Annotated in this window: 26 protein-coding genes and 3 tRNA genes; 21 read left to right on the top strand and 8 right to left on the bottom strand. The window is 65.5% G+C overall.

Annotation, left to right across the window (positions count from 1 at the left end; all coding sequences use genetic code 11):
• Positions 1 to 4 precede the first annotated feature (4 nt).
• Positions 5 to 751, bottom strand: a complete 747-nt coding sequence (locus tag WYM_RS04260; RefSeq protein ID WP_019179591.1) for a class I SAM-dependent methyltransferase — start codon at positions 749 to 751, stop codon at positions 5 to 7.
• 75 nt (positions 752 to 826) lie between these two features.
• On the opposite strand from WYM_RS04260, the gene WYM_RS04255 reads away from it, so the two are divergent.
• The 5 genes from WYM_RS04255 (at position 827) to WYM_RS04235 (ending at position 4,586) form a co-directional block, all read left to right on the top strand.
• Entirely contained in the window at positions 827 to 1,732 is a 906-nt protein-coding gene (locus WYM_RS04255; RefSeq protein ID WP_019179590.1) for a bile acid:sodium symporter family protein, read from the top strand.
• A 22-nt stretch (positions 1,733 to 1,754) separates the two neighbouring features.
• Positions 1,755 to 2,255, top strand: a complete 501-nt coding sequence (locus tag WYM_RS04250) for an FBP domain-containing protein (protein ID WP_019179589.1) — start codon at positions 1,755 to 1,757, stop codon at positions 2,253 to 2,255.
• A complete protein-coding gene (locus tag WYM_RS04245) occupies positions 2,252 to 3,163 on the top strand; it encodes a PfkB family carbohydrate kinase (RefSeq protein WP_019179588.1) in 912 nt (303 codons plus the stop codon). The genes WYM_RS04250 and WYM_RS04245 overlap by 4 nt, the downstream gene beginning before the upstream one ends.
• Positions 3,164 to 3,263: 100 nt before the next feature.
• Positions 3,264 to 3,348: transfer RNA gene (locus WYM_RS04240), tRNA-Tyr, on the top strand.
• Between the two features lie 185 nt (positions 3,349 to 3,533).
• Complete coding sequence (locus WYM_RS04235; RefSeq protein WP_026059539.1) at positions 3,534 to 4,586, top strand: hypothetical protein; 1,053 nt, start codon at positions 3,534 to 3,536, stop codon at positions 4,584 to 4,586.
• Positions 4,587 to 4,593: 7 nt separating this feature from the next.
• Here the strand turns inward: WYM_RS04235 and WYM_RS04230 are convergent, their stop codons facing one another.
• Positions 4,594 to 6,195, bottom strand: a complete 1,602-nt coding sequence (locus tag WYM_RS04230) for a phytoene desaturase family protein (protein ID WP_019179587.1) — start codon at positions 6,193 to 6,195, stop codon at positions 4,594 to 4,596.
• 62 nt (positions 6,196 to 6,257) lie between these two features.
• On the opposite strand from WYM_RS04230, the gene WYM_RS04225 reads away from it, so the two are divergent.
• From WYM_RS04225 to WYM_RS04210, 4 genes are all read left to right on the top strand, one after another.
• The gene (locus WYM_RS04225; protein WP_019179586.1) at positions 6,258 to 7,058 is read left to right on the top strand and encodes an inositol monophosphatase family protein; all 801 of its coding nucleotides are present in this window, start codon (positions 6,258 to 6,260) and stop codon (positions 7,056 to 7,058) included.
• A 312-nt stretch (positions 7,059 to 7,370) separates the two neighbouring features.
• The gene (locus WYM_RS04220; protein WP_019179585.1) at positions 7,371 to 8,783 is read left to right on the top strand and encodes a M23 family metallopeptidase; all 1,413 of its coding nucleotides are present in this window, start codon (positions 7,371 to 7,373) and stop codon (positions 8,781 to 8,783) included.
• Between the two features lie 70 nt (positions 8,784 to 8,853).
• Positions 8,854 to 8,925 (top strand) — tRNA-Thr (locus tag WYM_RS04215).
• Positions 8,926 to 8,957: 32 nt separating this feature from the next.
• Positions 8,958 to 9,031: transfer RNA gene (locus WYM_RS04210), tRNA-Met, on the top strand.
• A 125-nt stretch (positions 9,032 to 9,156) separates the two neighbouring features.
• On the opposite strand, the gene WYM_RS04205 is transcribed toward WYM_RS04210, so the two are convergent.
• Together WYM_RS04205 and WYM_RS04200 are read right to left on the bottom strand one after the other, a co-directional pair.
• Positions 9,157 to 10,287: a site-specific integrase gene (locus WYM_RS04205; protein ID WP_019179584.1), complete on the bottom strand. Its 1,131-nt coding sequence runs from the start codon at positions 10,285 to 10,287 to the stop codon at positions 9,157 to 9,159.
• A gap of 46 nt (positions 10,288 to 10,333) precedes the next feature.
• Positions 10,334 to 10,918, bottom strand: a complete 585-nt coding sequence (locus WYM_RS04200) for a hypothetical protein (RefSeq protein WP_019179583.1) — start codon at positions 10,916 to 10,918, stop codon at positions 10,334 to 10,336.
• Positions 10,919 to 11,646: 728 nt separating this feature from the next.
• On the opposite strand from WYM_RS04200, the gene WYM_RS04190 reads away from it, so the two are divergent.
• From WYM_RS04190 to WYM_RS04175, 4 genes are all read left to right on the top strand, one after another.
• A complete protein-coding gene (locus WYM_RS04190; protein WP_019179581.1) occupies positions 11,647 to 12,030 on the top strand; it encodes a hypothetical protein in 384 nt (127 codons plus the stop codon).
• 152 nt (positions 12,031 to 12,182) lie between these two features.
• A complete protein-coding gene (locus tag WYM_RS04185) occupies positions 12,183 to 12,428 on the top strand; it encodes a hypothetical protein (RefSeq protein WP_157524861.1) in 246 nt (81 codons plus the stop codon).
• A gap of 108 nt (positions 12,429 to 12,536) precedes the next feature.
• Positions 12,537 to 12,917, top strand: a complete 381-nt coding sequence (locus WYM_RS04180) for a DUF5655 domain-containing protein (protein WP_040569051.1) — start codon at positions 12,537 to 12,539, stop codon at positions 12,915 to 12,917.
• Between the two features lie 141 nt (positions 12,918 to 13,058).
• Positions 13,059 to 13,583 (top strand): hemerythrin domain-containing protein, encoded by a 525-nt coding sequence (locus WYM_RS04175; protein WP_083866137.1) that lies wholly within the window; start codon positions 13,059 to 13,061, stop codon positions 13,581 to 13,583.
• 506 nt (positions 13,584 to 14,089) lie between these two features.
• Here WYM_RS04175 and WYM_RS04170 read toward each other — a convergent pair.
• Positions 14,090 to 14,662, bottom strand: a complete 573-nt coding sequence (locus WYM_RS04170; RefSeq protein WP_019179577.1) for an NADPH-dependent F420 reductase — start codon at positions 14,660 to 14,662, stop codon at positions 14,090 to 14,092.
• A 583-nt stretch (positions 14,663 to 15,245) separates the two neighbouring features.
• On the opposite strand from WYM_RS04170, the gene WYM_RS04160 reads away from it, so the two are divergent.
• The 6 genes from WYM_RS04160 (at position 15,246) to WYM_RS19180 (ending at position 19,922) form a co-directional block, all read left to right on the top strand.
• The gene (locus tag WYM_RS04160) at positions 15,246 to 15,641 is read left to right on the top strand and encodes a cupin domain-containing protein (protein WP_019179576.1); all 396 of its coding nucleotides are present in this window, start codon (positions 15,246 to 15,248) and stop codon (positions 15,639 to 15,641) included.
• 60 nt (positions 15,642 to 15,701) lie between these two features.
• Positions 15,702 to 16,634, top strand: a complete 933-nt coding sequence (locus WYM_RS04155) for a sigma factor (RefSeq protein WP_019179575.1) — start codon at positions 15,702 to 15,704, stop codon at positions 16,632 to 16,634.
• A gap of 38 nt (positions 16,635 to 16,672) precedes the next feature.
• Positions 16,673 to 17,797: a lipocalin-like domain-containing protein gene (locus WYM_RS04150; protein WP_019179574.1), complete on the top strand. Its 1,125-nt coding sequence runs from the start codon at positions 16,673 to 16,675 to the stop codon at positions 17,795 to 17,797.
• Positions 17,798 to 17,926: 129 nt separating this feature from the next.
• Positions 17,927 to 18,343 (top strand): hypothetical protein, encoded by a 417-nt coding sequence (locus WYM_RS04145; protein WP_019179573.1) that lies wholly within the window; start codon positions 17,927 to 17,929, stop codon positions 18,341 to 18,343.
• The gene (locus tag WYM_RS04140) at positions 18,340 to 19,098 is read left to right on the top strand and encodes an SDR family oxidoreductase (RefSeq protein WP_026059534.1); all 759 of its coding nucleotides are present in this window, start codon (positions 18,340 to 18,342) and stop codon (positions 19,096 to 19,098) included. Before WYM_RS04145 ends, WYM_RS04140 begins: the two co-directional genes overlap by 4 nt.
• Positions 19,098 to 19,922, top strand: a complete 825-nt coding sequence (locus WYM_RS19180; RefSeq protein ID WP_019179571.1) for an NAD-dependent epimerase/dehydratase family protein — start codon at positions 19,098 to 19,100, stop codon at positions 19,920 to 19,922. Before WYM_RS04140 ends, WYM_RS19180 begins: the two co-directional genes overlap by 1 nt.
• A 148-nt stretch (positions 19,923 to 20,070) precedes the next feature.
• On the opposite strand, the gene WYM_RS04130 is transcribed toward WYM_RS19180, so the two are convergent.
• From WYM_RS04130 to WYM_RS04120, 3 genes are all read right to left on the bottom strand, one after another.
• Positions 20,071 to 21,555: a cytochrome b gene (locus tag WYM_RS04130; protein WP_237739303.1), complete on the bottom strand. Its 1,485-nt coding sequence runs from the start codon at positions 21,553 to 21,555 to the stop codon at positions 20,071 to 20,073.
• 133 nt (positions 21,556 to 21,688) lie between these two features.
• Positions 21,689 to 23,062 (bottom strand): NAD(P)/FAD-dependent oxidoreductase, encoded by a 1,374-nt coding sequence (locus WYM_RS04125; protein ID WP_019179569.1) that lies wholly within the window; start codon positions 23,060 to 23,062, stop codon positions 21,689 to 21,691.
• 166 nt (positions 23,063 to 23,228) lie between these two features.
• Positions 23,229 to 23,684: a carboxymuconolactone decarboxylase family protein gene (locus WYM_RS04120; protein ID WP_026059533.1), complete on the bottom strand. Its 456-nt coding sequence runs from the start codon at positions 23,682 to 23,684 to the stop codon at positions 23,229 to 23,231.
• Between the two features lie 200 nt (positions 23,685 to 23,884).
• Here WYM_RS04120 and pdhA point away from each other — a divergent pair, with 200 nt between their 5' ends.
• Both pdhA and WYM_RS04110 read left to right on the top strand, forming a co-directional pair.
• Positions 23,885 to 25,033, top strand: coding sequence for a pyruvate dehydrogenase (acetyl-transferring) E1 component subunit alpha (gene pdhA / locus WYM_RS19175; RefSeq protein WP_337479039.1), 1,149 nt, complete (start codon positions 23,885 to 23,887; stop codon positions 25,031 to 25,033).
• Positions 25,024 to 26,016, top strand: a complete 993-nt coding sequence (locus WYM_RS04110; RefSeq protein ID WP_019179565.1) for an alpha-ketoacid dehydrogenase subunit beta — start codon at positions 25,024 to 25,026, stop codon at positions 26,014 to 26,016. The genes pdhA and WYM_RS04110 overlap by 10 nt, the downstream gene beginning before the upstream one ends.
• The last annotated feature ends 7 nt before the right edge of the window (positions 26,017 to 26,023 follow it).

Here is a 26,023-nt window from a genome sequence, read left to right as displayed (position 1 = left end):
CGGGTCAGCGCGTGATCGCAACCGCCCAACGGAACGCGTTGCGCAGCTCGTAGCCGCCGTCCGCGGTGCGGAACGGGACGGCTGCCGTCACCACGACGTCGTGAAGCTCGGCCATGGTCGCGTCATCCTCGCCGAGCAGAATGCCCCGGACGAGGGAGGTCTCGTCGGCGGCCCGCCACGGCGCAGGCGCCATGCCCGCCGAGACCACCTCGAGCCCGGCATCGGCCATCGCGGCCTCGATACCGCCCGCCGGCCGGAGCGGCCCGTCGGGAGCCTGCTCCTCGTCGAGCGCGCGAGCCACCGCGCGCTCGAGGACGTCGACGTCGTTGCGCGCCGCTTCGGCCCAGTTCGCCACGCCGATGCGCCCACCGGGACCGAGCACACGCGCGAACTCCCGCAGCGCGGCCGTCGTGTCGTCGGCGAACTGCAGCGCGTTGACGGCGGTGACGACGTCGAAGCGCCCCTTCTCGAAGGGCAGGTTCTCGGCATCCGCCTGCACCACCGGGGCGTGAGCGGATGCCGCGGCCGCCATCGCCGGCGCCGGCTCCGCTCCGGTCGGCTCGGCGCCGGCCTCTCGCAGCCGGGCGAGGAACTCTCCGCTCCCGCACCCGACGTCGAGCACCCGGGTGCCCGGCCCGATGGCGCATCGGGCGATGAGCTCGTCTTGCGCGGGTGCGGCGAACGAGCCCCACAGCTCGGCCCACCCGGCCGCGACGTCCGACCACCCCGAGATATCCGCGCCGTCGACCATTCCGTCACCCTACCGAGTCACGTTTGTCCACCGAATGGGTGACACGGGGTCGCAGGGTAGGCCACACTGAGTGCCATGTCAGCGTTGACCACCATCGGGCTTCCCGTCGCCCTCGGCATCATCATGTTCGGACTCGGTCTCAGCCTCACCGTCGGCGACTTCGCGCGCGTGCTGAAGCAGCCCAAGGCGGTGATCGTCGCCCTGCTGTGTCAGCTGATCCTGCTGCCGGCAGTCTGCTTCGGGCTGGTGCTCGCGTTCCAGCTGCCGCCGATCCTCGCCGTCGGCATGATGATGCTCGCCGCGTCACCGGGCGGCACCACCGCCAACCTCTACAGCCACCTCTTCCGCGGCGACGTCGCGCTGAACATCTCGCTCACTGCGGTCAACTCGGTGCTGGCCGTGTTCACCCTCCCGGTCATCACGAACCTCGCCATCCTGTACTTCAACCCGTTCGACGATCAGCTCGGACTGCAGTGGTCGAAGACCCTCGAGGTCTTCGCGATCGTGCTGCTGCCCGTCGCGCTCGGCATGATCGTCCGGCGGTTCTGGCCGCGGTTCGCCAAGGCGATGGACAAGCCGGTGCGCATTGCGTCCGTGATCATCCTCGTCATCGTGATCGCGGGTGCGGTCGCCCAGAACTGGGCGCTGCTCGTCGAGAACTTCGGCCGGCTGTCACTGATCACCATCGTGTTCTGCCTCATCAGCCTCACCGTCGGCTACCTCGCGCCTCGCCTGATCAAGGTGGGCAAGCGTCAGGCCATCGCCTCATCGTTCGAGATCGGCATCCACAACGCCACGCTCGCGATCGTCATCGCTCAGACGGTGCTCGGGTCGGTCGAGCTGAGCCTGCCGGCGGCGGTCTACGGGGTGCTGATGTTCTTCATCGCGTTCGGTTTCGGGTTCCTCATCCGCGACCGCTCGTCAGCGGTCACCGACCCCGAACAGCAGCGGACGGGTGGCGAAGGCATCCGTCGTTCGTAGACTGGGGCGGCGAGGAGGTGCCATGCGCCCACTGACCGAACCAGAGGTGCGTTCGTCATTCGTGAACGCGTCGCCCGAAGAGCTCCGGCTGGTCGCCCTGCCGGCCGACTTCATGCTCACCGACTGGGACCACCTGGATTTCCTGGCGTGGCGAGATCCGCGTACGCGCAGTCGCGGCTACATGATCACCGAGTTAGACGGGGAACCGGTCGGCATCGTGCTGAGGGCCGCGGACGGCAGCTCGCGCGCACGAGCCGCCATGTGCAACCTGTGCCACACCATGCAGCCGGCGGACCAGGTCGTGATGTACACCGCACGCAAGGCGGGTGAGGCCGGCGTGCACGGCGACAGCGTCGGCACCTACATCTGCGCCGACCTGTCGTGTCACGAGAACGTGCGGCTGGCCGCCCCGCTGGCGCCGAACGAGGTACGCGCGAGCGTCGATCTGAAGATCGACGGCACCCGCCGGCGAACCGAGGCATTCGTCGGTCGCGTGCTCGAGACCGCGGGGGCACGGCGATGACCGTCGTCGTGGTGGGCGACGCGCTCATCGACGAACTGCGCGACGACTCCGGAGTGCGGGAGTTCGTCGGTGGTGCCGCGCTGAACGTCGCCGTCGGACTCACCCGCCTGGGCCTGGCGGCGTCGCTTGTGGCCATGCTCGGCGACGACGAGCCGGCCTCGCGCATCCGCCACTACCTCGCCGACTACGGGGTCGAGCTGCTCGCGACGCCATCGCTGCTCGGCACCGCGCGTGCGGTCAGCACTCGTACAGGAGGCGGCGAGCCCAGCTACGAGTTCAACGAGGCATCGCAGCGGCGTCGCATCCGGTTCGGTGAGCAGGAGCAGCGGGCGATGGCGGATGCCGACCTCGTCGTCGTCAGCTGCTTCGCGTTCGACGACGCCGAGCAGACGGCCGAGCTGGCCGACGCTCTGGCCGTGGCCGGCGCGCCCCTCGCCATCGATCCCAACCCGCGGGCCGGGATGCTCCGCGACAAGGCGGAGTTCGTGCGCGGTTTCGAGCAGCTCGCGGCCGGTGCCGCACTCGTGAAGGTCGGTGAGGATGACGCGGCGCTGCTGTACGACGATCGCCTCGACGCGCTCCGGGCGAAGCTGATCGATCTCGGTGCACGGGCCGTGCTGGCCACCGAAGGCGCCGCCGGTGCCTCCATCGAGGCCGGGGACGTCGTGGTGACGAGCCCCATCTCGGCCCTTCCCGGTCGCATCGTCGACACCATGGGTGCGGGCGACGCGGCTTTCGCAGCGACGGTCGCGGCCCTCGTCGACCGCACGCCTGTCACGGGTGAGGAGTGGGCATCGGTGTTGCAGGAGGCGATGGATGCTGCGGCCGCGACCTGCCGCTTCGAGGGTGCACTGCTGCGAACTCCGAGTGCGCTGGTCCACATGGATCTCGACCGACTCGGCACCTGAGACGGTCGACCGCGGGGCGGATTTCTATCACCGCCGCGGACAGCGTAAGATTGTGCATCGCGCCTCCGGTCGACTGGAAAAGCTGGGCGGGTGCGCACCTGGCGAGTTACCCAAGCGGCCAAAGGGATCTGACTGTAAATCAGACTGCTCAGCATTCGGGGGTTCGAATCCCTCACTCGCCACCAACACGCCAAGAAGCCCGGAGCCGTCGCTCCGGGCTCTTGCATTTCCCGGCATCCACGCTCGCCGGCGCATGAGACGCCGATCTCGGCGTCGTCCTGCCCCGCACGCTGGCGTGGACCTCCCGTCCTCGAGCCCGCACATGCCAGGATGGGCGTGCGGACTCCCCGCGACACGAGAGGAACGCGCCATGACCGTGCCCGAACCCGGTGCTGCCGTAGAGCCGCGCCGTGACGACACTCCCACTTCGTCCCTGCTGCGGGCGGCGATCTGGGTCGCGATCGGCGCGCTCATCGCCGCGGCCATCGTCTGCGTCGTGTGGGTGCTGATCGGAGAGCAGAACGGGATCGTCGGCCGTGCGTTCCTCACGATCCTGCTGCTCGTCGGGTTCGCCGGAGTCGCGATCCTCGACGCGCATCTGGCACCGCGCCGCCCGGCGTGGTTCGCGCTGGCGAGCATGGGCACGTGGGTCGCGCTCCTGCTCATCGGCGCCGTCATGATCTGGATGCCGGAGCGCTACTACTGGGGCGGCTTCTCGCGCTTCATCCAGTTCCTCCTCATCGTGCTCGTCCTTCAGCTCGCGCTCCTTCACCTGCGCCTCTACATGAAGGCCTTCCAGCGGCACGAGACCTCCTTCACCAGCGTCGTCGCCATCGCGACGATCACGCTCGTCGTCGCGCTCGCGGCGCTGCTGGTGATCCCGCTCGCCTTCGGCGAGTACCTGGATCTGCCCGACCTCTACTGGCGCATCGTCGTCGCCGTGGCCATCCTGGCCGCCGTCGGCACGGCACTCATCCCGCTGGTGAACGTGCTGTTCGCGCCGAAGAAGCCGCGGGCGGCGGTGCCGGGCTACGGTCAGCCCCCCGCCGTTCCTCAGGCGCCCCACGGATACGGCATGGCCGCAGCCGCTCAGCCCGCCGCCGCTCAGCCGGCCGCCCCTCAGCCGGCCCCAGAAGCTCCCGCGCAGGCGACGCAGGAGCTCCTGCCATGGCCGAACTACGTCGACGGCGCGACTCCTCTGCCGATGCTGCCTGACGGCTCGCCCGATTGGAACGCCTACTACACCGGCTACCCGTCTCCGGGTGCGCACGTGTTCGGTGCCTCGTCCACTCAGAGCCCGCCGGCGGCCCCGCAAGCCCCGGCCCCTGGCGATCCGGCGCAGAGCGCATCTGCGCCCGAACCGTCCGCCGGACACGGATACGACGGCTACCCGCCGCCGCCGCCGCTTCCGCCCCGCGAGTAACGCCGGCTCAGCCGCCCAGCAACTCGAGCGCCGCCATGGCCGCGTTGTGGCCCCCGAGTCCGCTCACCGCGCCGCCTCGGCGCGCACCCGACCCGCAGACCAGCACGTTCGGATGCGCCGTGGCTACCCCCCATCGCTGAGCGGGGGTGTCGAGAGGCTCGTCGTCGGCTGCCCACGGCCATGCCAGAGGTCCGTGGAAGATGTCTCCGGCCACCATGCCCAGCGATGCGTCGAGGTCGGCGGTGGTCCGCGCCTCGATGCACGCGGAGCCGTCCGGCGCCTCGTACACGCAGTCGGCGAGCGGCTCGGCGAGCACGGAGTCGAGCGAGCGCTGGGCCGCCTCGAGAAGCGCCGCGCGCGCGACATCCTGATCCTTCCCGTCGACGAGGCGATGCGGCACCTGCAGTCCGAACAGCGTCATGGTCTGTGCGCCCGAAGCCCGCAGCTCGGCGCCGAGGATCGTCGGGTCGGTGAGGGAGTGGCAGTAGACCTCGGCCGGGAGGGGATCGGGGATGTCGCCTCGGCTCGCGGCGGCATGAGAGGCGTCCAGCTGGGTCATCGTCTCGTTGATGTGGAACGTGCCGGCGAACGCAGCCTCGGGAGTGACGTGCGGGTCGCGCAGGCGGGGGAGCCGGCGCAGCAGGATGTTGACCTTCACCTGGGCGCCCTCCGGCCGGGCGCCCGCGACGTCCTCCGCGGCGCCCGCGCCGCCCGCTTCGAGCAGGCGAGCCAGGACCGCCGGTCCGACCCCGGCCAGTACGAGGCGGCCGTGGACCGTACCGGGATGTTCTCCGCCGAGCTCGACGACGCCGTCAGGCGACACCGACACGACGTCGGCGCCGGTGCGCAGCTCGGCCCCGGCAGCTTCGGCGGCGCGGGCGAGCTCGCTCGTCACCTGTCCCATTCCACCGACGGGCACATCCCAGTCGCCGGTTCCGCCACCGATCACGTGGTACAGGAAGCAGCGGTTCTGGCGCAGGCTGGGATCGTCCGCGTACGAGAACGTGCCGATGAGGCCGTCGGTCAGCGCGATTCCCCGAGCGATGTCGGAGTCCAGCGCCGTGCGCAGCATCGAGCCCAGCGGGTTCTCGAAGAGGTCGGCCCAGAGCCGGTCGTCTGCCAATCGCGCACGCAGCTCTGACCCGCGCCGCAGCGGCTCCGTCGTCGTTGGGAACAGCATGCGCGCCACGGGGGCGGTGCGGGCAGAGAACGCCGCGAACCTGTCGGCCTCGGAGGTGCTGCCGGTGACCCGCGCGAACGATGCCCCGGTGGCCGCAGCATCCGCCGTGTCCACGAGGATGCCGCTCGAGGGGTCACCCGGATCAGGCGTGTAAGACGAATAGCGGCGCCGCACGAGACGGATGCCGAGGCCGAGGTCGTCGATGATCGCCCGGGGCAGCAGGCTCACGAGGTACGAGTACCGCGACACGTGTGCGTCGACGCCCGCCCACGGGCGTTCCGAGACGGCTGCTCCGCCGACATGGTCGAGCCGCTCGAGAACGACCACCGAGCGCCCCGCCCGCGCGACGTACGCGGCCGCGACCAGAGCGTTGTGACCCCCGCCCACGATGACGACGTCGTACGTGCGGGAACGGTCTGCATCGGCCATGCCCTCACGGTAGCCGCACGGACCGCGACGCCGGTGTTCACCGGCGCAGATAGCGTGGAGGCATGAGCCTCGTACAGGACCTCGAAGCACTGGCCATCGACATCGCCCGCGAAGCAGGAGAGCTCGCACGGGTGCGCCGAGAAGCGGGGGTCGCGATCGCCGCCACCAAGTCGGCCCTGGCCGACATCGTGACCGAGGCCGACCGCGAGGTCGAGGCTCTGATCCGCGCCCGGCTCGCAGCCGAGCGCCCGGAGGACGGGTTCCTGGGGGAGGAGACGGGGGCCGACACGGGTTCCAGCGGTGTCACCTGGGTCGTCGACCCCATCGACGGGACGGTCAACTACGCGTACGGCATTCCCGCCTACGCCGTGAGCATCGCAGCTGTCCAGGGTGAGCCGACGCCGGAGGCATGGGAAGCCCTCGCCGGCGTCGTCTACGCCCCCGTCGGCGACGAGCTCTTCCATACCGCGCTCGGGGACGGCGCCTGGCTCGGCGACCGCAGGCTGTCGGTGAACCCCGAGGTCGGACCGGCCGGCGCGCTGCTGGCCACCGGATTCGGCTACGACCCCGCCACACGACCGGGAGACCTGGAGCTGAGCGGCACGGTTCTTCCGCTCGCACGCGATCTTCGCCGCGCAGGCGCGGCGTCGCTCGACCTCTCATACGTCGCGGCCGGGCGCCTCGACGGGTACTTCGAACGCGGACTGGCGCCGTGGGATCTCGCGGCGGGCTCGCTGCTCGTCACGGAGGCCGGCGGGCGATTCGGCCGAGCGATGCCGGACGGCTCGCGACGCGCGCCCCTCGTCGTGGCTGCCACGCCCGCCATCTACGACGCGCTCGCCTCCACTGCCGGGCTGACCTGATCAGGATCTCGGACGCGAAACGCCGGGCGAGATCTATTCGCGCACATGGCATTCTCAGGACGCCCGAGGTAGTGTTTACCCGATCGTTACTTTCGTCGCCCGAACGCCGGAAGTCGTCAGAATCCGCAACGACCGAAGCCCTGCGCCCCCCGCAGCACGACCCGAGAGCCTCCCGCCGCTTTGCCTTTTGATGCCCCGATGGCTGACTCTGCGCCCACGCGCCGTTCCAGCCGTACTTCCGCCACGCCTGTACAGGCGACCACGGAAGTCGCCGCTCCTTCGCGTGCGGCGACGCGTCGCCAGACCGCCGGTGTGAGCACCGAGCGCCCCGCCGTCGTGTGGGGCCGCGCGGGTGACGGTGTCACGGTTGAGAAGGTCGCAGTCGAGAAGGTCGCGGTCGAGAAGATCCCGGGCGACAAGAAGCACGCGGACGCCGTCGCGGAGGCTCCCTCGTCCGTTCCGGCTCCGAGCGAGACCGCGGTCGCACCGGCGCCGGCGATCATCGAGCTTTCCGAGCCCGTCATCATCGCCGACTCCCTGCCGATGAGTCGACGGGCGCGCCGGAGCGCCGCCGCCGCGCGGCCCGTCGCGATTCCGCCGATCGCCGTCGACGCTCCGACGCCCGGGGAGCGACGCGCGCCCGAATTCGAGGCCGACCTCCCCACGCCGGAGGCGCCCGCGCCGATGCTGCAGAGCGTCCTGGCCCCCGCCGAACCGTTCGAGCTGATCGAGCCGGTTGCGGCGGAGCCCGTCGAGCCGATCGAATCCTCCGAGCAGGAGCCCCTCGAGCCGGCGACCGAACCGGAGACAGAGCCCTCGGCATCCGGAATCGACGAATTCGAAGCCGCCGCCCGCCTGTTCTCGTTCACCGGCGAGACCCCCGTGCAGGCGCCGGCTGCCGACGAGGCGCCTGCCGAGCCCGCCCCCGACGCGCGTTCCAGCGACCACGTCCCGGGCCGGCGTACCAAGGTCGAGCGCGGGGCGTCGTTCCGAAAGGTCGCCACTGCCTCCTTCTCGCTCGGCGTCGTCGGAGTCGTCGGACTGATGACCGTCGGCATGACCACGCCTGCCGAAGCCGTCGCTGCGGTCAGCGGAGCCGACACGTCGATGACGGTCCTCGCGCCGGCCGATCGCATGGCGACCGACATCGACGAAGACGAGATCCAGGCGTACGTCGCACCCTCGACCGTCCTCAACGACACCCTCGAACGCTCCGAGAGCTACGGCACGATCACCATGGCCGAGCTCGCGTCCGAGGCGGGTATCCAGAACTTCTCGAACCTCTTCCACAACGACCCGAACTCGAACATCCAGTGGCCCTTCGCGGTCGGCGTGACGATGTCGTACGGGTACGGCATGCGCTCGGGCCGTCTGCACGAGGGCATCGACTTCACGCCCGGCGCCGGATCGCCGATCCAGGCGATCGCCGACGGCACCGTTCGTGTCGCGTCGGAGGCCGGCGGCGCGTTCGGCGTGCACGTGATCATCGACCACATGGTCGACGGAGAGCTCGTCTCGAGCCACTACGCGCACATGCAGTACGGCTCGCTGCAGGTCGAGCCCGGTCAGAGCGTGACGGTCGGCACCGTGCTCGGTCGCACCGGCAACACCGGCCGTTCGTACGGTGCGCACACACACTTCGAGATTCTTCAGAACGGCACCACGGCGATCGACCCGATGCCGTGGCTGCGTGCCCACACCGACGGCACGCACACGGTCGGCTGAGCCGCTTCACGGTTCGGCAGGATGCCGGAGCTCTGGTATTCTCTTCTAGTTGCCTGCACGCAGGCAGCACGCCCCGATAGCTCAGTGGCAGAGCACTTCCATGGTAAGGAAGGGGTCGTCAGTTCAATCCTGACTCGGGGCTCGCAGCACTCGATCTTCGATCGGATGCAACGCGGCAGGGTAGCTCAGTTGGTGAGAGCGCACGACTCATAATCGTGAGGTCGCGGGTTCAAGCCCCGCTCCTGCTACATCGAAAAACCCCCGGTAAGCCGGGGGTTTTGTCGTTTCGGCGATGGCTGCGTCTTGGTCCACTTCGACGATTTGCCCACATTTTGCCCACACTTGCCCACTGGGCGCCCAGGGGATGCGTTCGTCAGAGGAGCGGTCCGAGGTCAGCGGTCGGCCAGACCTTGCCGGCGAAGTGCGCGGCGGCATCACGGTCGAGTGCGTCCGAGACGGCGTTGAGGTCCTCATCGAAGAGGTCTGCGTACACGTCGAGCGTCATCGCGGCCGAGGCGTGACCCAGCATGCGCTGCACCGCCTTCACATTCGCGCCCGCCGACACCGCAAGACTGGCGGCTGTATGCCGAAGGTCATGAGGAGTCACCACCGGAAACGACGGATGCTCGTCACGCACTCGTGCCAGTGCCGGGTTGAAGACGCGATGCCGGAAATTGTTGTTCCGCATCGGCATCCCCAACAGCGTGGTGAAGACGAGGTCGTCTCCGCGCTTGCCCGCGACGCGCCGTTCGAGGGGCGGGACGAGGAATGCGGGAACGACGACCACCCGGGACTCATCGCTCTTCGGGGTTCCCCACGCCAGTGTGCCGCCGATCTCGCTGACGCTTTCCACAATCGCGAGCCTGCGGTGCGCGAGGTCGACGTTTCTGACGCGGAGCGCGGCGAGTTCTCCCCACCGCAGTCCCGTGTAGGCGAGCATCGCGAGGAGATCGCCCCAATCGGCTGCAGCCTCGACCAGAACTGCCACCTGCTCATGCGTCAGGTAGCCTCGACGTCGCTTCGTGATGCGGGGCAGCTTGACGTCTTCGGCGGGATTGCGCGCGAGCTTACGGTCGCGGACCGCGAACTTCAACATGCTCGCGAGCACGTGGTAGACCTGGCGCACCGTCGAGGCGGCGAGGGTCTGGCTCAGATCGCTGACCCACCGCTGCACCTGCGCGTGTGAGATGTCTCCCAGGCGCTGATCGCCCCACCGCGGCAGGATGTGCTTGCCCAGGGTGTACTCGTACCCCGATCGTGTCGTCGGCTTCAGGTTCACGAGCGAACTCAGCCAGGTCTGCGCCCAGTCGCGAACGAGGATGCGGGAGTGAGCCGAGGCGACGAACTCCCCGGTCGCCTTGAGGGTCTCCACGCCGGCGAGGAACTCCTCGGCCTCGCGCTTGGTCCGAAATCCCCGCTTGTCGGTTTGGCGATGATTGGGGGTGCGATACCGGACGCGGTAGCGGCGGCCTCTCGCGGTGTCGTATGACTCGACGCTTCCCATCGCCCTCCTTCAGTCCGCCGCCCTCGCGGGCCGGCCGCGCTGGTTCTTACACGTGCGCCTGCCTGCCGATGGCGTAGTTCAGTCCCTCGAGCCAACCGGCCTTACGAGCTTTCATGATCCAGTCCGACGCGGTTCGGTGCGGGACGTTCAGCTCGTCTTGGACGGCCCTCACCGGCGGCAGCCCGGCCAGCGCCGAGGCGCCATAGATGATCCTGATCGCCGCCATCCGGGCCTCCTGCTGCCCACGCTTGACGACCTCGGCGGCCAGCCAGTCAGGGATAAGCCGACCCTCCGCACCCGTGGTGTCCCAGACGGTCGTCCATTTGCTCTCGTCGAGAACGTTGATGGCCACGCAGTGGGGGACCGCGACCTTCATGATGTGCGACACCGCGGTGTTGCGGAGAGCGTCATGATCGAAGTCTGCGCGGATCGCCGCTTTCACGATCTTTGTAACGATGTAGTGGCCAAGGTCGCGCCGATACCGCGCTTCGATCTCAGTCGCCACGCCGCTGTCGTCGTCCATGGCGGTAGCAGCGAAAGCTGGGGCGATGCGCAGATCGTCGCCGATCGCCTCCGTAGCTGCCTTGGCGGTCATCTTCTTGCCATCGAGCGTCGACACTGCGATCTTCACCTCCACAGTTTGCCTGTCGAGCGGGCTGTTTCGCAGACCTTGGACAAACTCTTGCAGCTTGACGGTTATATGTCAAATGATCAGATTGTTACGCAACCGGCTGCCGGCGCCGCCAGGTCGCCGGCAGCCCGAAGCTTGTCAGGCCGGGTGAGTGAGCAAATTCCGAGCAACGCGAGCCGCTGTTGCCGTCGACCCTCGTACTCGCGTGTCCGTTGATCGACCATGTCTTCAGCTAACGGGATGAAGGCCGCAACTAACGCATTCTGGCCGCAGGCGGATCCGGCAACGCACCTACTTCATGCGAAGTTCGACTGCATAGTCGGTTGCTCGGTACGGGACCGGAACGGTGGTGTACTTCACTCCGTTTTCGTACCGCATAGCGATCTGCTCCGCATGCAGCCTCTGGCGCAAAGAGGGATCGATCATCGGGCCAGGGAACCAGGTGGGCCGCGAACGCCTAAGCGTGTTGCCTATGGACCAAGTCTGGCTTGTGTTCGGAGAGACACCCTCCGGCGACGAACTGAGTGGCGTCTTCGGCGACGCCGAAAGTGCGATCGCCTAAGTAATCACTCGCCTCGTCGTCGAGAATTCGACAACGCACAGGCGGAGCGGCCTGGTGTGCTGAACGGCTCGCCATGGGCTCCTGAGTTACGACTAGTAGCCTCGATGCGCATGACGACCCTTCAAGCAGAACGGGATTCCGGAAAGCAGCGCCCGGGAGCTCGCCCGTGTACTTCGTTTTCGCCTGTCTTGGTGCGTTGCCCGTTCTGGCGATGGCCATCTACCAATACTTCAGCGTCGCGGGAAACGCCGCGTACGCATGCATCACAGGAACCGTCCCCGCGGACGCTGCTGCACCACAAGAGACTTCTCTCCTAGCGAGCTCGAAGACCGCGTTTCCCGCCGGCAGGTACTGCGAATGGGAGAGCTCGTCCGGCGGGATTACGACCTATCAGACCGGATGGATTACAACGATCCTGGCGTGCGTCGCAACGATCCTCGTCGTCTTGATGACGATCCTCGCGATCCGCGAGCGCAGCCCACGCAAACTCTTCGTCGCCCTGATTCCGGCGCTACTCGCGCTGGTGGCGTGGGTCACGGTGTTCGTGTAGGAGCGACCTGCTGGACAGGAAGATCACCTGAAACACTGACACTCTTGCTGCGACCACGGCTCCACGCTCGGATGAAGAAGAGTCGACGTAAACCGACGCTCGCTCAGGACCGGTCGCGGAAACCGGGCAAGATTGCGTCGTAGGCTCAGTTCGTGGAGCCGAAGGTGCGCGGATGGTTGGTCACCGGGAGCGCGCTCCTCGCACTCACTGGGGCGACCGTGACCGTGGTCTACTTCTTTCAGCCGTGGCGCAGTTGCGACTACGAGGACACGTCGGCGGGATGCGCGATGCTCCCAGTGGACGCGGCCGTGATGACCGTGGCAGCAGTCACGATGCTCTTAGCGGTTGGTGTCTTCGTGTTCGCGCTCCTCGTCAAGGAGCGCTCCGCCGCGCGGTGAACCACCCCCATGCGGGCGCGAGGGACCTGGCCGGATCGCCGGGTGACGATGGCGGAGTCCAACCTCGCGCATTGCTTGATCGGTACGCCATGCGCCACGCTGACGTGCATGGTGACCAGCGACGAGGAGTGGACAATCGAGCGGCATCTCGCGGACGCGCCACCGTTCGCTGTTGACCTTTATCAGCAGTTCATCCAAATGGTCGAGAGCATCGGCCCGTTCACCTACGCCGTGAGCAAGACGACAATCACCTTGAAGGGCGAACGCCGTGGGTTCGCGGGCGCGCGCCCCTATCGGGACGGCGTTCGCGGTTATCTCGACCTGCAAAGGGAAGTGCAAGACCCCCGGATCGTCTCCGTCGCTCCCTACACGAAGCGCCTCTACGTCCATCAATTCCGCGTTTACTCGCCCACGGATCTCGATCAAGAGTTCGCTACTTGGCTCCGCGAGGCCTACGACGTCGGCGGCGGGGCCCACCTGCGCGGCTAGACATGATCAATGCGCGGATCACGATCCTCCGGCGCGCGGGCGGAGGAAGGCGCTTCGTCAGCGGACACCCGCACGCACTCCCAGTTCCGCGACAGTAGCCGGTCCGACACCCGTTAGGCTGTCGACGCGCTTCCTGATCCCATGGTCATTCGGCGCTCAACTAAGGCGGTCACCCATGAAAGCTCGTACCGATATCGTCGCGTGAGCGACATCCCGAGGCTGGTCGCATGGCGACGACAGCTTCTTGAGGCGCATGCAAGGCTGCGTCTCGCATTCGCAGCCGCACAGGACGCCGCACGCGACGGCGCTGACGTGTCAGACGCCTCTCGAGATCTGCTGTTGTACTGCCACGGGTTCTGCGTGGCCCTCGATGGACATCACCGAGGCGAGGACGCGATGCTATTTCCTGCGCTCGTCTCGCAGTACCCGGAGGCGTCGCGCGTGGTGCGGATGCTTCGACAGGATCACGACATGATCTCCACGGTTTTGACCAGGTTCGATATCGCGGTGAAGTCCGCCGAGTCCCCAACGATCCTCGCCCAGCACCTAGAGGGCTTCGCGGCGATCATGGAATCGCACTTCCGATTCGAGGAACGCGAACTTGAGCCGCTCCTGGACCAGCTCGAGCTGCATGCTGAACTCAAGGACGTGTTCGGACCGCTGTGACCACTCGCTCGCGAGGCGATCCTGCTCTAGGTCAAGTGTCAGTGAATACCGAGGTCAGCGGTTACTTCTGGCTTCGCGGCGCAGCGCCATCAAGCGCCTGTTAGATAGCGAGCGACGAGCACGATCTGATCCCGGCCGGGTAGGAGTTCGCATGGTGCGTAATGCCGTGGTCGTCGACGCGCTTACCGTCGTTTCGGACCCCACCTCTCGAAGGCTGTCGAGCCGCCTCGTAGCACTTGATATCTGGGTCCGTCATCTATCCTGTCCCGGCCAGCAAGCCCGGCCTGGAATGCGGCGAAGGGAGCCCCCGACCAGCCAATGGGCTTGTCCATCGGCCACTGTCCAGTGCCACACAGCGCATAGCTCAAACTCGCGCCACGCGGGACGCGTTTAGCCGCGCGAGTGCCAGGTCGGGTCGACCTAGCCCTCCGCCGGGACGGGCGTCCTTGCTGGGCGCTGGGTCACAATTGCCGACGGCAAAGCCATGCAGGGCCAGCGGTCAGCCGCTATTTCGTCAGCGAGAAACCGCCGGTAAAGGAAATCTTGTGTTCCATGGCGAGACGGAGTTGAAGGTAGCCGACGGCTTCCAATTCACGTGCCGCAGTCAGATCGCCCGAGTCGAAAGCTTCGATCCCGCCGTCGATGACGGCGGAGGCGAGGGCCGTCTTGGCGTCCGCATCATCCCCGGCTATGAGCACCGTAGTCGGGTTGGGACCGACGGTCTTGCTAATCAGGGCGCTCGCAAATGTCGTGTTGAAAGCCTTCAACACTCTCGACCCAGGAAGCTGCCGAGAGAGCTTTGCTGCGGCAGAGCTGTCGGTTGGGACGACGAGCTTGAGTGTCTGGAAGTCCAAGGGATTGGTAATGTCGACGACAACCCTCCCACCAAGTTGACTACCGTACTTAGTGACGATGCCGTCAAGGGCAGCGTAAGGAACGGCGAGAACGACGATGTCGCCGTCCACAATAGCGGACTCCGTCGCCGTGGTGATGTGGGACACCTCGACTCCGCCAGCAACGAGGATGTCGGCGATCGCGACGCCCATGTTGCCTCTACCGAAGATAGTTGCTTTGGTCATGACTGTTTCCCTTCGTGGCGCCTCTGGCGCCGCTCACCCTCTGAATGCGCAGGAGTTCGACTTGCAGGCGGGTTCCGAGCTATCTCGCTCATCTCTATGACCCGACTGCGGCCGGATATGTGAGGCCGTTGACTGGAACCGGCGCCTAACCGACTTCTGCCGACTACCGGGCAGGATGTCGCGGCGGTGCGCAGTGTCCCGGAGACCGAACGGCGTCAGTTGTTCCGGAGCAAGGGGACGATCGGCGGCGATGGTCACGCCTACGACGAGCAGAACACGGCGCTGGCACGCGGGGGCGCGTCGGTTGAGGAGGCGATCTTCGTCGCGACCACCGACGGTGTGCGCGACGCGGCTGACATCTTCCGTCCCATCTCGATGCGACCGACAGATCGACGGCCGGGTGTCGATCGAGGGTACCTTCGACCCCGTTGAGATCGCCGGCGACACGGTCACTGACACGTACGAGGCCGCGCGTGTTCGCCGGACGTACCCCGGGATCCAGGCCCACACGCCTCACATTTTGTTCTCGCGTCCGGTCATGTCCGGTAGGGGCCCCTAGGGCTCGCCAACGATTGGAGACACCATGAACGCATCGCCTGCCGCAATACAGCTGCTCGACCACGTTGAGCTCGACTTCGACCTCGGTCAGCCGAATGTTGTGACTGTAACGATCGAGCTGGAGCCAGGCTCGGCCGGATCGCCGCCTCACCGTCACTCGGGTCCTGTCTTCGCGTACCTCATTGAGGGTGAGCTCATCTTCGAGCTTGAAGGAGAACCCGCGCGCGTCATTCGCGCAGGGGAAGCTTTCTGGGAGCCAGGCGGAGACCTGATCCACTACCAGGCGGCTAACAACCTCGACGACGGGTACACGCGTTTCGTCGCCGTGATGGTGTGCACGCCCGGACAGGAGATGATGACGTACCCCTCGGCGGAAGAGTTGGCTGAACGCGCACACCTGCGCTATCGCGAAGCGGCCTGACACCGCGACGGCTGCGGCTATTCATCGCTGACGTGTTCCGAAAAGCAGAAAGGCTTCGCCGTGCCGCAGGACGAGAACGGTAACGAGATGCTCAGCGAGCGCCGGCATCTCGTGTCGCTCGCTTACCGGATGCTCGGCACCATTCCCGAGGCCGAAGAAGCTGTGCAGGAGACATACCTGCGCTGGTACAAGCTGCCTCAGCACGAACGGGATCAGATCGCGCCGCCGCAGACGTGGATGACACGCGTGATCAGCAGAGTCTGTCTTGCAAGGCTCAGCACGGCGAAGGCACGGCACGCGCGCTACGTCGGCCCATGGCTGCCGGAGCCTGTCCCGAATAGCGCCTTCGGGCATCCAAACATGATCCCCGCTGACGCAAGCGATCGCATCACAATGGACGACTCGATCAGCACAGCTCTTCTTGTGGTATTGGAAGCGATGCCATCGGGAGAGCGGATCGCTTTCGTTCTTCATGAGATCTTCGCGGTGCCTCTGGATGAGGTCGCGATGATCCTGCGTTGCACATCGGCCGAAGCCGAGCTCTTAGCGGCATTCGCACGTGTCCGCGTGGAGGCGAGCCGAAATCGGCGCGACCCTCGCGCCGAGCACGACAGAGTGGTGAAGTCTTTCGCCCACGCAATTCGCGCGAACAATCTTCCAGGACTCATGTTGGCCATGGACTCGCACGTCGTGCTGCAGGCCGATGGCGGCGGCGTTGTGACTGCGGCGCGCAACCCCATCGTGGGTGCCGACCGGGTGGCGCGCTTCCTGCTCGGCATCGTCGCGAAGAGCCCGGGTTCGGAGATTCTCGAGCAAGACACGCCCGACGGCCTCGGTTTCGCGCTTTGGGACGAGGGCCGAATCACCGGCGTCGTCACCCTTGATGTGATGCATGGCCTCGTCTCGGATGTGCGCATGGTCGTGAATCCAGGGAAGCTCTCGCTGTGGAATAGGCCCTCACATTCACAGGACCAACCCGGTCATACATGGTGAAGATGCCCGCAGCGGGCACGAGACATAGAGGACGAATCATGACCACGAAGCACAGCGGGAGCATCGCGGAGCGCGATGAAGATTACCGTCGCATCGGCATCTCTAAGGACTCGGTCGCCGCCTGGGAAGACGGTGCTCGGACCGACGGTGGGCGTGGAACCTACGAATGGTGGTACTTCGACGCCCACCTCGACGACGGGGCGAAGCTCGTCGTAATCTTCATGACGAAGGATCTGTCCGCCCCCAACAAGCCGCTCAGTCCGATGATCCGCCTGAATCTCGATCTGCCGGACGGACGCAGCTTCAGCTTCATCCGCGACTACCCCGCGGACTCCTTCTCGGCTGCTGATGATCACGCCGATGTCCGCATCGCGGGAAACCGGTTCACCGGAAACCTTTCGCATTACGAGATCCATGCAGAGATCGACGACGTAAAGGTGGACGTGACCCTTGACGCCGAGATCCGCCCGTGGCGTCCCCACACGGGGTATCTCGTCTTCGGCGAGAAGCGTGATTTGGAGTTTTCCTGGCTGCCGGCCGTGCCGCAGGGAACCGTGCGCGGTTCGTACGAAGTCGCCGGCGTACGCAGCGACGCAACCGGCGGCGGCTACCACGACCACAACTGGGGCAACGTCGGAATGACGGCCATTATCAACGACTGGTATTGGGCACGCGGCCAAGCGGGGCCGTACTCCGTGATCGCCTCGTACATCACCTCTCACGAGAAGTTCGGCTACCAACCGATCCCGATCTTCATGCTCGCGAAAGACGGTCAGATCGTGGCCGACGACGCCGCGAAGACACGGTTCCGCGCGACAGAGGCCTACACCGACACCAAGACCGGCAAGCCTGTCGCCGGCGTGACGCAGTACTTCTACGATGACGGTACGGACCGCTACGTCGTCACGTTCACCAAGCACCGCGACCTTGTGGCCAACACGTTCGTCGAACAGATGAAAGGCATCCGCAAGATCGCGGCGCGGCTCATCGGTTTCGACGGCGCATATCTCCGGTTCGTGGGGGACCTGACGATCGAACGGTGGCAGGGGACCACCTTGGTGGAGAAGCACACCGATGAGGCAATCTGGGAACTCATGTACTTCGGACACGCGCGCACCGACGACCGCAACCCCGTGCGACCGAAGCAGCTATCGGCGAGGTAATGCGATCTGACCGCTCACCCCGCCGGTTCGTGCGGTGGGTGACGGTCCTAAAGCAACTCAGGGCGCGGACCTCACATTCGGTGGTGCTGCACTGTCCTGATAGGTATGAACACTACATATCGTCGATGGTTGCTCGCGGTTTCCGCGCTCATCGGACTCTACGTAGGTGTGTGGGCGCAATTCTTTCCGCATGCCTTCTACACATCATTCCCCGGGTTCGGGCTCACCTGGATCAGTCTCGACGGCGCGGAGAACGAGCACCTTATACGGGACGTAGGAAGCCTCTACCTCGCGCTCGCCGCCATCAGCATCGCCGGATTTTTCTCACGGAGATCGACCGTTGGACGCGTCGCAGGGCTCGCTTGGGCGGTTTTCGGCGTCTTGCATTTCGCGTACCACATCGGTCACATCGTCGGCGGACCCGTCGACATCATCGGAACCGTGGTCAGCCTCGGCATCAGCGCAGTTCTGGGCATTCTCCTCGTTTTTCCAACCCGCTCACCTGATGTGGTCACCACGGACTCGACAGTGGCAGAAAGACGATGAAGTTTGCGATCACAGGGGGCGACGGCGCAGTCGGCCACCATGTCGTCGCTCTTGCACGGCGAGCCGGGCACGAGACGGTCGTGATCAGCCGCCGCATGGGAGTTGATCTGATGCGAGCAGACGGATTGACAGAGCGCATTGCGGGGGCGGATGCGGTGATCGACCTCGCCTCGCCGACAACACTGTCGACCAGGAAGATCGTCGCCTTCTTCACCAGCAGTGCGCGGAACCTCGCCACCGCTGAGCAGCGGGCGGGTGTCGGCCACCATGTGGCACTCTCCATCATCGGCGCGACGGAGTATCCTTCCGGGTATTACGCGGGGAAGGCGGCGCAGGAAGAGATCGTCACCACGTCCCGCACTCCATGGTCGATGCTCCGCACGACACAGTTTCACGAGTTCGCGCAGCAGACAGTCAACCGTGGCACCATTGCTGGTTTCCACATCTCGCCGAAGATGCGCGCTCAACCGCTTGCCGCTGCTGACGTCGCCGTCGAGCTGCTTCTGATAGCAGAGGGCGCCCCGCGCGGGCTCGAGCCTGATCTTGCTGGGCCTCGTGAGGAGTACATGCCGGACATGGTCCACCGTTATGCTCGCGCCGTCGGCAAGAGAAATCCCCTCCTGTCCGTGTCGATGCCTGGCGTTGCGGGACGCGCGATGCGAGACGGCAGCCTGCTCGCCGCTCCCGCAACCAGAACGACCACTCAGACCTTCGCTGAGTGGCTCTCTTCACTCCAGGAATGGAAAGGTCTCTGATGCGCATTTTTCTCGCCGGCGGATCCGGAGTCATTGGTCGAGGCCTCATCCCCCGACTGGTCGAAGCCGGTCACGACGTCACGGCGACGACACGCGAATCCGACCGCACCGAAACGATCGCAGCTCTGGGCGGTACGCCGGCGATCCTCGATGTGTTCGAGGCGGAGGCGGTCAACCGAACCGTCGCCGCCGCGAAGCCCGACGTCATTCTGCACATGTTCACGGATCTCAGCGGGCTTGATTTTGATGCGAACGCCAGGATCCGCCGCGAAGGCACGAGAAACCTTGTCTCGGCCGCGAGCGCTGCGGGCGTAGACCGACTCATCCTGCAGTCGATCGCATGGGCGTTCCCGGACGGCGAAGGGGTCGCGACGGAGGATATCCCGATTGCTCCCGGGACCCCCGTCGACGCCATGGAACAGATTGCGAAGGAACTTCCGCATGTGACGATCCTGCGTTTCGGCACCCTGTACGGGCCCGGAACGTGGTACTCCAGAGATGGGCATTTCGGCAGGGCCGTCAGCGCGGGTGCCCTTCCGGCAAGCCCCGCGATCACGAGCTTCGTTCACATCGACGACGCCTTAACCGCGATCGTTCAATCTTTGAGCTGGCCAGACGGCACCTACCTGATCACGGACGACGAGTCCGCCCCGGCCACAGTCTGGATGCCAGTGTTTGCAGGGGCTATTGATGCGCCCGAACCCCCCGTCGCACCACTGAACCCTGAGAAGCCTGCTGGTCGCATCATCTCCAATGCGAAGGCTCGAGCCGCTGGGTGGACGCCCCGCCATGCTACATGGCGCGAGGGTTTCACGCAGTTGTGACCTGACCGGGAGCGCCCCATTCCCTGGTACTGGAGGCCGGGAACTGCTGGGAACGGCGCCTGCACCGGCGAGCCATCACAGGCTTTCCGGTGCAGGTGACTTCGCGGCAACCTCAAGCTCGAGTTGAGATTCTCGGTGGACCCAGAATTCAGCGCCCCTGAGTATCGATGGTGGCGGTCTCTGTGCGAGCGGACCCCACCTTTTCGTGCCGTGGCGCTGGTGGCAGCTCGATGCGATCAGCGAGGAGGCGCGCCGCCAACCATCCCCGCCCCCGCTCGATCCGACTCAGCCGCCCGTTCTCGTTCGGCCGAGCCTCCACCTCTCGCACGTGCGTGTGCGCGGCGAGCCGCCAGCGTTCGAACTCATCGAGGGGCTGACGTACCTCGACGTACTCTCCGCCCGGCATTCTCACAATCTTTCCGGTCTCGTATCCATGAAGCAGCAGCTCCCGGTCTTTCTTCTGCAGGGCGAGGCAGACGCGCTGCGCGATGAAGAACGCGGCCAGCGGGCCTGCGAACAGCGTCACCTGCAGGGTGGCGATGACGCCTTCAAACGAAACATGGAACACTAACGCGATGATGTCGGCGCTGGCGGCCCCCCAGAGGACGCCGTAGAACGTCATCCCCGCAACGCCGATGGCCGTGCGGGTGGCGGTGTTGCGAGGGCGGTCGAGGACGTGGTGGTCGACGGTGTCCCGCGTGACCCAACCCTCGAGGAACGGGTAGACCGCGACGATGATGAGGAAGAGGCCGACGACCGATAGCGGGGCCAAGATCGCGAGCGTCCAGGTGCGGTCGAGAAACTCGAACTCCCACCCGGGAGGAACCAGACGCAAAGCGCCATCGAGGAATCCGGTGTACCAGTCCGGCTGACTTCCCGCTGAGGCGCTGCCGGGATCGGACGGCCCGTAGCTCCAGATGGGGTTGATCGTGACCAGTGTCGCCATGAGAATGAGGAGGCCGACGACGATAGCGAAAAGTCCACCGGCTCGGACGGCAGCATTCGGGAGGAACGGAACACCGACGACGTTGTGCTCTCCGCGTCCCCATGCAGCGAATTGCGGCGGCTTGTTCTTGTATGCCGTTCGGGCGCGCCCTGCCACCAGCATGACGAGTCCGACCGGCACGACGATGACATGAATCAGGTTGAGGTTCTCGATGATGCGGCCGGGGAATTCCCCGCCGAATATCACTGTCGATAGCCAGCTCCCGATTACGGGAACGCCCAGCGTGATCCCGTGGACGATGCGAAGTCCGGATCCTGAGAGCATGTCGTCGGGGAGCGCATATCCGCTCCATCCGCCGGCGAGCGCGACGATGAGTAGAAGGAAAAGCATCGTCCAGCTACCGCGCCGCGGCCGGCGGAAAGCCCCGGTGAAGAACGCCACGAGGAGTTGCAGCATGATCGATGCCGGGATCAGCAGCGCCGCCCAGTGATGGATCTGCCGGATGAGGAGTCCGCCCGGCACCTCGAACGATAGTCGCATGACGGACGCGAACGCTCGCGAGACCTCCGTTCCGACAAGCGGCTCGTAGGGGCCGTGATAAACGGTCGCCTCAGTCGCCGGCGCGTAGACCAACATGAGAATGACACCGGTCAGGAAGAGCACCATGATGCAGGCGATTGTGATCACGCCGAAAAGGTTGGTCCAGTGCAGCGGGACCGCGCGTCCACGAAGCTCTGCGCGAATGGCAGCGGTCGCGACACCGAACCGCGTTCCGCGTATGCGGTTCGATGCAGCCACGGTGAGTGATACCCGGCGGCGGTCAACCGGCACGCGGCACCTCCACCGGCATGCGTACCGGCAGGGTCGCGAGCGGTGGAATTGCCTCAAGGAATGCCGCTCGCGGGTGCTGCACCGACTCGAGAGAGACGATGTCACGACCGAAGAGGAAGGAGGCGATCCACATCAGCAGTACTCGGAACTTACGCTCCCAGGTCGGCACCGCGAGGACGTGGTATCCGCGATGCATCAGCCAGGCGAGCAGCCCCTTAATGACAAGGCTCTTGTATTGGAAGATCCCGTGTCCGAGTCCGAGAGTCGCGACGGTGCCGAGGCTGTGATGCAGGTAGTCGCGCGGAAGTTCACCCCGGACGACCGCTGTGATGTTCTTCGCAAGCAGACGCCCCTGCCGAACAGCATGCTGCGCGTTCGGCACAGTGCGCGATTCGGGGACCGGCGATGCGAGGTCAGGGACCGCCGCGTCGTCTCCCGCGGCCCACGCATCTTCGACGATCTCATCATCGGTCCCTACTCGGAGATCTGGCCGGGTGATCAGCAGCCCTCGCGCATCCACGGGCAGATCGGTATGCGAGGCGACGACCGGATTGGTCGCGTTGCCTGCGGCCCAAACCAAGATGTTCGACGCGTACCGCTCACCGGTGGAGAGTTGCACTTCGTTGCCCGCCGCAGACGTGATGCGGGAGTTGAGATGCACGATGCCGCCCCGTTGCGTCAAGTGTTCGACCACCCACTGCCCAGGCTTATCAGTGACCTCGGGAAGGATCCTTCCGTTCGCCTCGATGAGGTGGAAGCTGAGCTCAGAGAATTGGATTTCCGGGTAGGACTTGAGCAACGAGGTCGCGAGGGCGAGCATTTCCCCGAACACCTCAACGCCCGAGAAACCGCCGCCGACCACCGTCGCTGTCAGCAGTCGCCGACGCTCAGGCCCGGGAGGCAGAGCCGCGGCGTCCTCGAACGCGGTCAAGATCTGATCCCTGACAGCCACAGCCTCCTCGACCGTCTTCAGGCCGATGGCATGCTCGGAGATTCCGTCAATCGGAAAGACACGGGACACAGCTCCTGCGGTGACCGCAATGATGTCGTACTCGAGCGTCCTGGTCGAGCCGTCCGGCATCCGCACCTCCACCTTCTTGTCCGCGTGAGTGATCGACGTGACCCGTCCCGGCACGACCGTCGTCCGGCGCAGATGACCCCGCAGGGAGACAACAACGTGCCTTGCCTCGATTGACCCGGCCACCAGCTCCGGGAGGAAGGGCTGATAGGTCATATACGGTCGTGGCTCCACAACCGTGATCCTCGCTTCGGAGGTGCGCAGTAGCTTCTCCAGGTTCCACGCAGCGTAGAACCCTGCGTAGCCGCCACCGACGATGAGGATGTCTCTCATCTTCTTCTCCATCTCTCTTCTGGTAGAACCCGACAACGAATCGAGCTGTGACTCTCAACGCTGACGATTGCGCGCTACGCGGGATGGCGCGGTCGCCATGACCCACATGCGGGCACTTCAGTGATCCCTTCGGAAGACGCCCTCACGAAGAGACGCATCACGCGCGGCGCATCACGGGTCAGTCCGTCGGGCCCACCGGGTAATGGCTGGAGACGGCGACTCGGTTCCACGAATTGAGAACGATAGTCATCCAAGTCACAGCCTCGATCTCGTCCTCGGTCAGGAAATCGGTCACGGCGATCCCCCGGCTCACGGCCTTCCCGTGGTCGCTGATCAGCGTGACCTGCTCGGTCAGCTGCAGCGCTGCTCGTTCCTTCGGCGTGAAGTACTGAGATTCCCACCACGCTGCGAGCACTGCCAAGCGCTCCGGGGTCTCTCCGAGAGCCGCGGCGTCCTTCGCATGCAGACGCAGACAGTACGCGCATCCATTGATCTGCGACGTGCGAAGCTTGACGAGTTCGACGAGCCTGGGCTCGATGCCTGCCTCCGCCGCGGCCTTAGCAGCAGCCGCACTGAAGCCGCGCATCGCCTGGAATACAGCCGGGTATGCGCTTCTCGTATTCGCGTCAGCCATGGTGATCCTTCCTCGAATATGGATGCGGTTCTCCGCCTCCAAACATCAGGACAACGCACGTGACCCGAATGTGAGGGCTGTGGGTCAGCCTCACATTCCTAGTCCCTACACGGTCGGTATCAACGACGGCGCAGTCCGAAGTCTCACCGTCCATCGCCCTGGCGACCGATCTACGAAGCCCTACGAGGGCACGCCGATCGATGCGTCATCCCTCAGGAAGGATTCGAATGTCCCCACGAACGACGGCCCCTCGCGGGGGAGCGACTCAAGCGCTTCCATCCGAAGCGGCAAACTATCCGCAGAGTGACCTCGCGCTGGACTTCTACCGTCAGATGGTGCTGATCCGGCGCTTCGAGGAGAGAGCAGCCCGGGCCTACTCGGAAGCCAAGATCGGGGGGTACTGCCACCTGAACCTTGGCGAAGAGGCCACTGTTGCGGGTCTATGCGCGGCCCTCGGCGCAGAGGATTACATCTACACAAACTACCGCGAGCATGGATATGCACTCGCGCGTGGAATTGCTCCTGAGCGGGTCATGGCAGAGCTGTACGGACGCAGCGACGGCGTGTCCAAAGGGTGGGGTGGCTCGATGCACATGTTCGACATCGCCACTCGATTCATGGGGGGATACGGGATCGTCGGCGGGCAAATCCCGTTGGCCACCGGCACCGCACTGGCGATCAACTACCGGGAAGCCGACGAGGTCGTCGTCTGCCTCCTAGGCGACGGCGCCACCAATATCGGTGCATTTCACGAATCGTTGAATATGGCTGCGCTGTGGGGTCTCCCGATCGTGTACGTGGTGAGCAACAACGGGCTCGGAATGGGGACCACCGTGGAACAGTCGTCAGCGGAGCCCGAGCTGTACCGACGAGCCGCGTCCTACCGGATGCCGGCGACACGGGTCGACGGAAACGACCCCGAAGAGGTGCACGCCGCCATGAAGAACGCCATCGCGAGCGCGCGCGACGGGAATCCTTTCCTGCTCGAAGCGATGACCGGCCGGATGAAAGGACACTCGGTCGTGGATCCCGCACGCTATCGAAGCAAAGAGGAGACGGCACGGGCCAAAGCCGCAGATCCCGTCGCAGCGTACGCCGCCCGTTTGATGGCGCGGGGCGTCCTGTCCGAAGACGCCATCAGCGAAATCGACGCGCAAATCACGGCCGTCGTCCTGCGGGCCGTCGAGTTCGCGGACGCAAGTCCACATCCCGAAGTGTCCACTCTCTTCGATTACACGTACGCGACGCCCGTTCCCAATGACTCCCGTCGACTGCCAGGCCAAGCACTGTTCCCTGCCTCGCCCAGACTCACGCAGCTAGCTGAGCAGGAGGTCTCGGCATGGGCGTGATCAGCTATCGGCAAGCACTGCACGATGCGCTGCGCGAGGAGATGCTCCGCGATCCAGACGTCTTCCTGATCGGGGAGGAGATCGGACTCTTCGAAGGGTCTTACAAGATCACCGCCGGGATGCTCGAGGAGTTCGGCCCTAAACGCGTCCGTGACACGCCCATTGCGGAGGAAGGATTCACCGGTGCCGCCATCGGAGCAGCGATGGTCGGGCTGCGGCCCGTCGTGGAAATCATGACCATAAACTTTTCGCTGCTCGCCCTCGATCAGATCGTGAATCACGCCGCCAAGATCTATGGCATGTTCGGCGGTCAAGCGCGCGTGCCCCTCGTCATTCGCACGCCCGGCGGCGGCGGACAGCAGCTCGGGGCGACCCATTCGCAAAACATCGAACTCTACTACGCCTTCGTCCCCGGAATGAAGGTCGTCGCACCTTCCACCCCTGCCGACGCGAAAGCACTCATGCGTGCCGCGATCCGTGACGATGATCCGGTACTGGTGCTGGAGAACCTCGCGTTGTACAACACGACCGGAGAAGTCCCGGACGAGCTGGAAGTCATTGAAATCGGCAGAGCGTCTGTTGCCCGTCCCGGAAAGGACATCACTGTGGTCGCCTATTCGCGAATGGCGGTCGTCGCCCGAGAAGCCGCGAAACGGCTTTCCGCGGAAGGCATCGACGTGGAGGTGGTCGATCTCCGCAGCCTGCGACCACTCGATCGCAGGACAGTCGTCGAGTCGGTGAAGAAAACCAACTGCGCTGTCGTACTCGAGGACGACTGGCTCACCTACGGGATCGGGGCAGAGATCGCTGCGACGATCTCGGACGGAGCGTTCGACTGGCTCGATGCTCCGGTTCGTCGAGTGGCAATGGCCGAGGTGCCGATGCCGTACGCCAAGACACTCGAGATGGCTGCGCTGCCCTCTGTAGATGACGCCATCAACGCGATCCGTGAAACCCTCGACGCCGTGGCACGCCAAGCTTGAAAGGACT

The organism is Microbacterium yannicii PS01 (assembly GCF_000304335.1).
GTDB classification, from domain to species: domain Bacteria; phylum Actinomycetota; class Actinomycetes; order Actinomycetales; family Microbacteriaceae; genus Microbacterium; species Microbacterium yannicii_A.
Note: the sequence above shows the minus strand (reverse complement) of the source record. Positions and strands in the feature narration are given on the sequence as shown.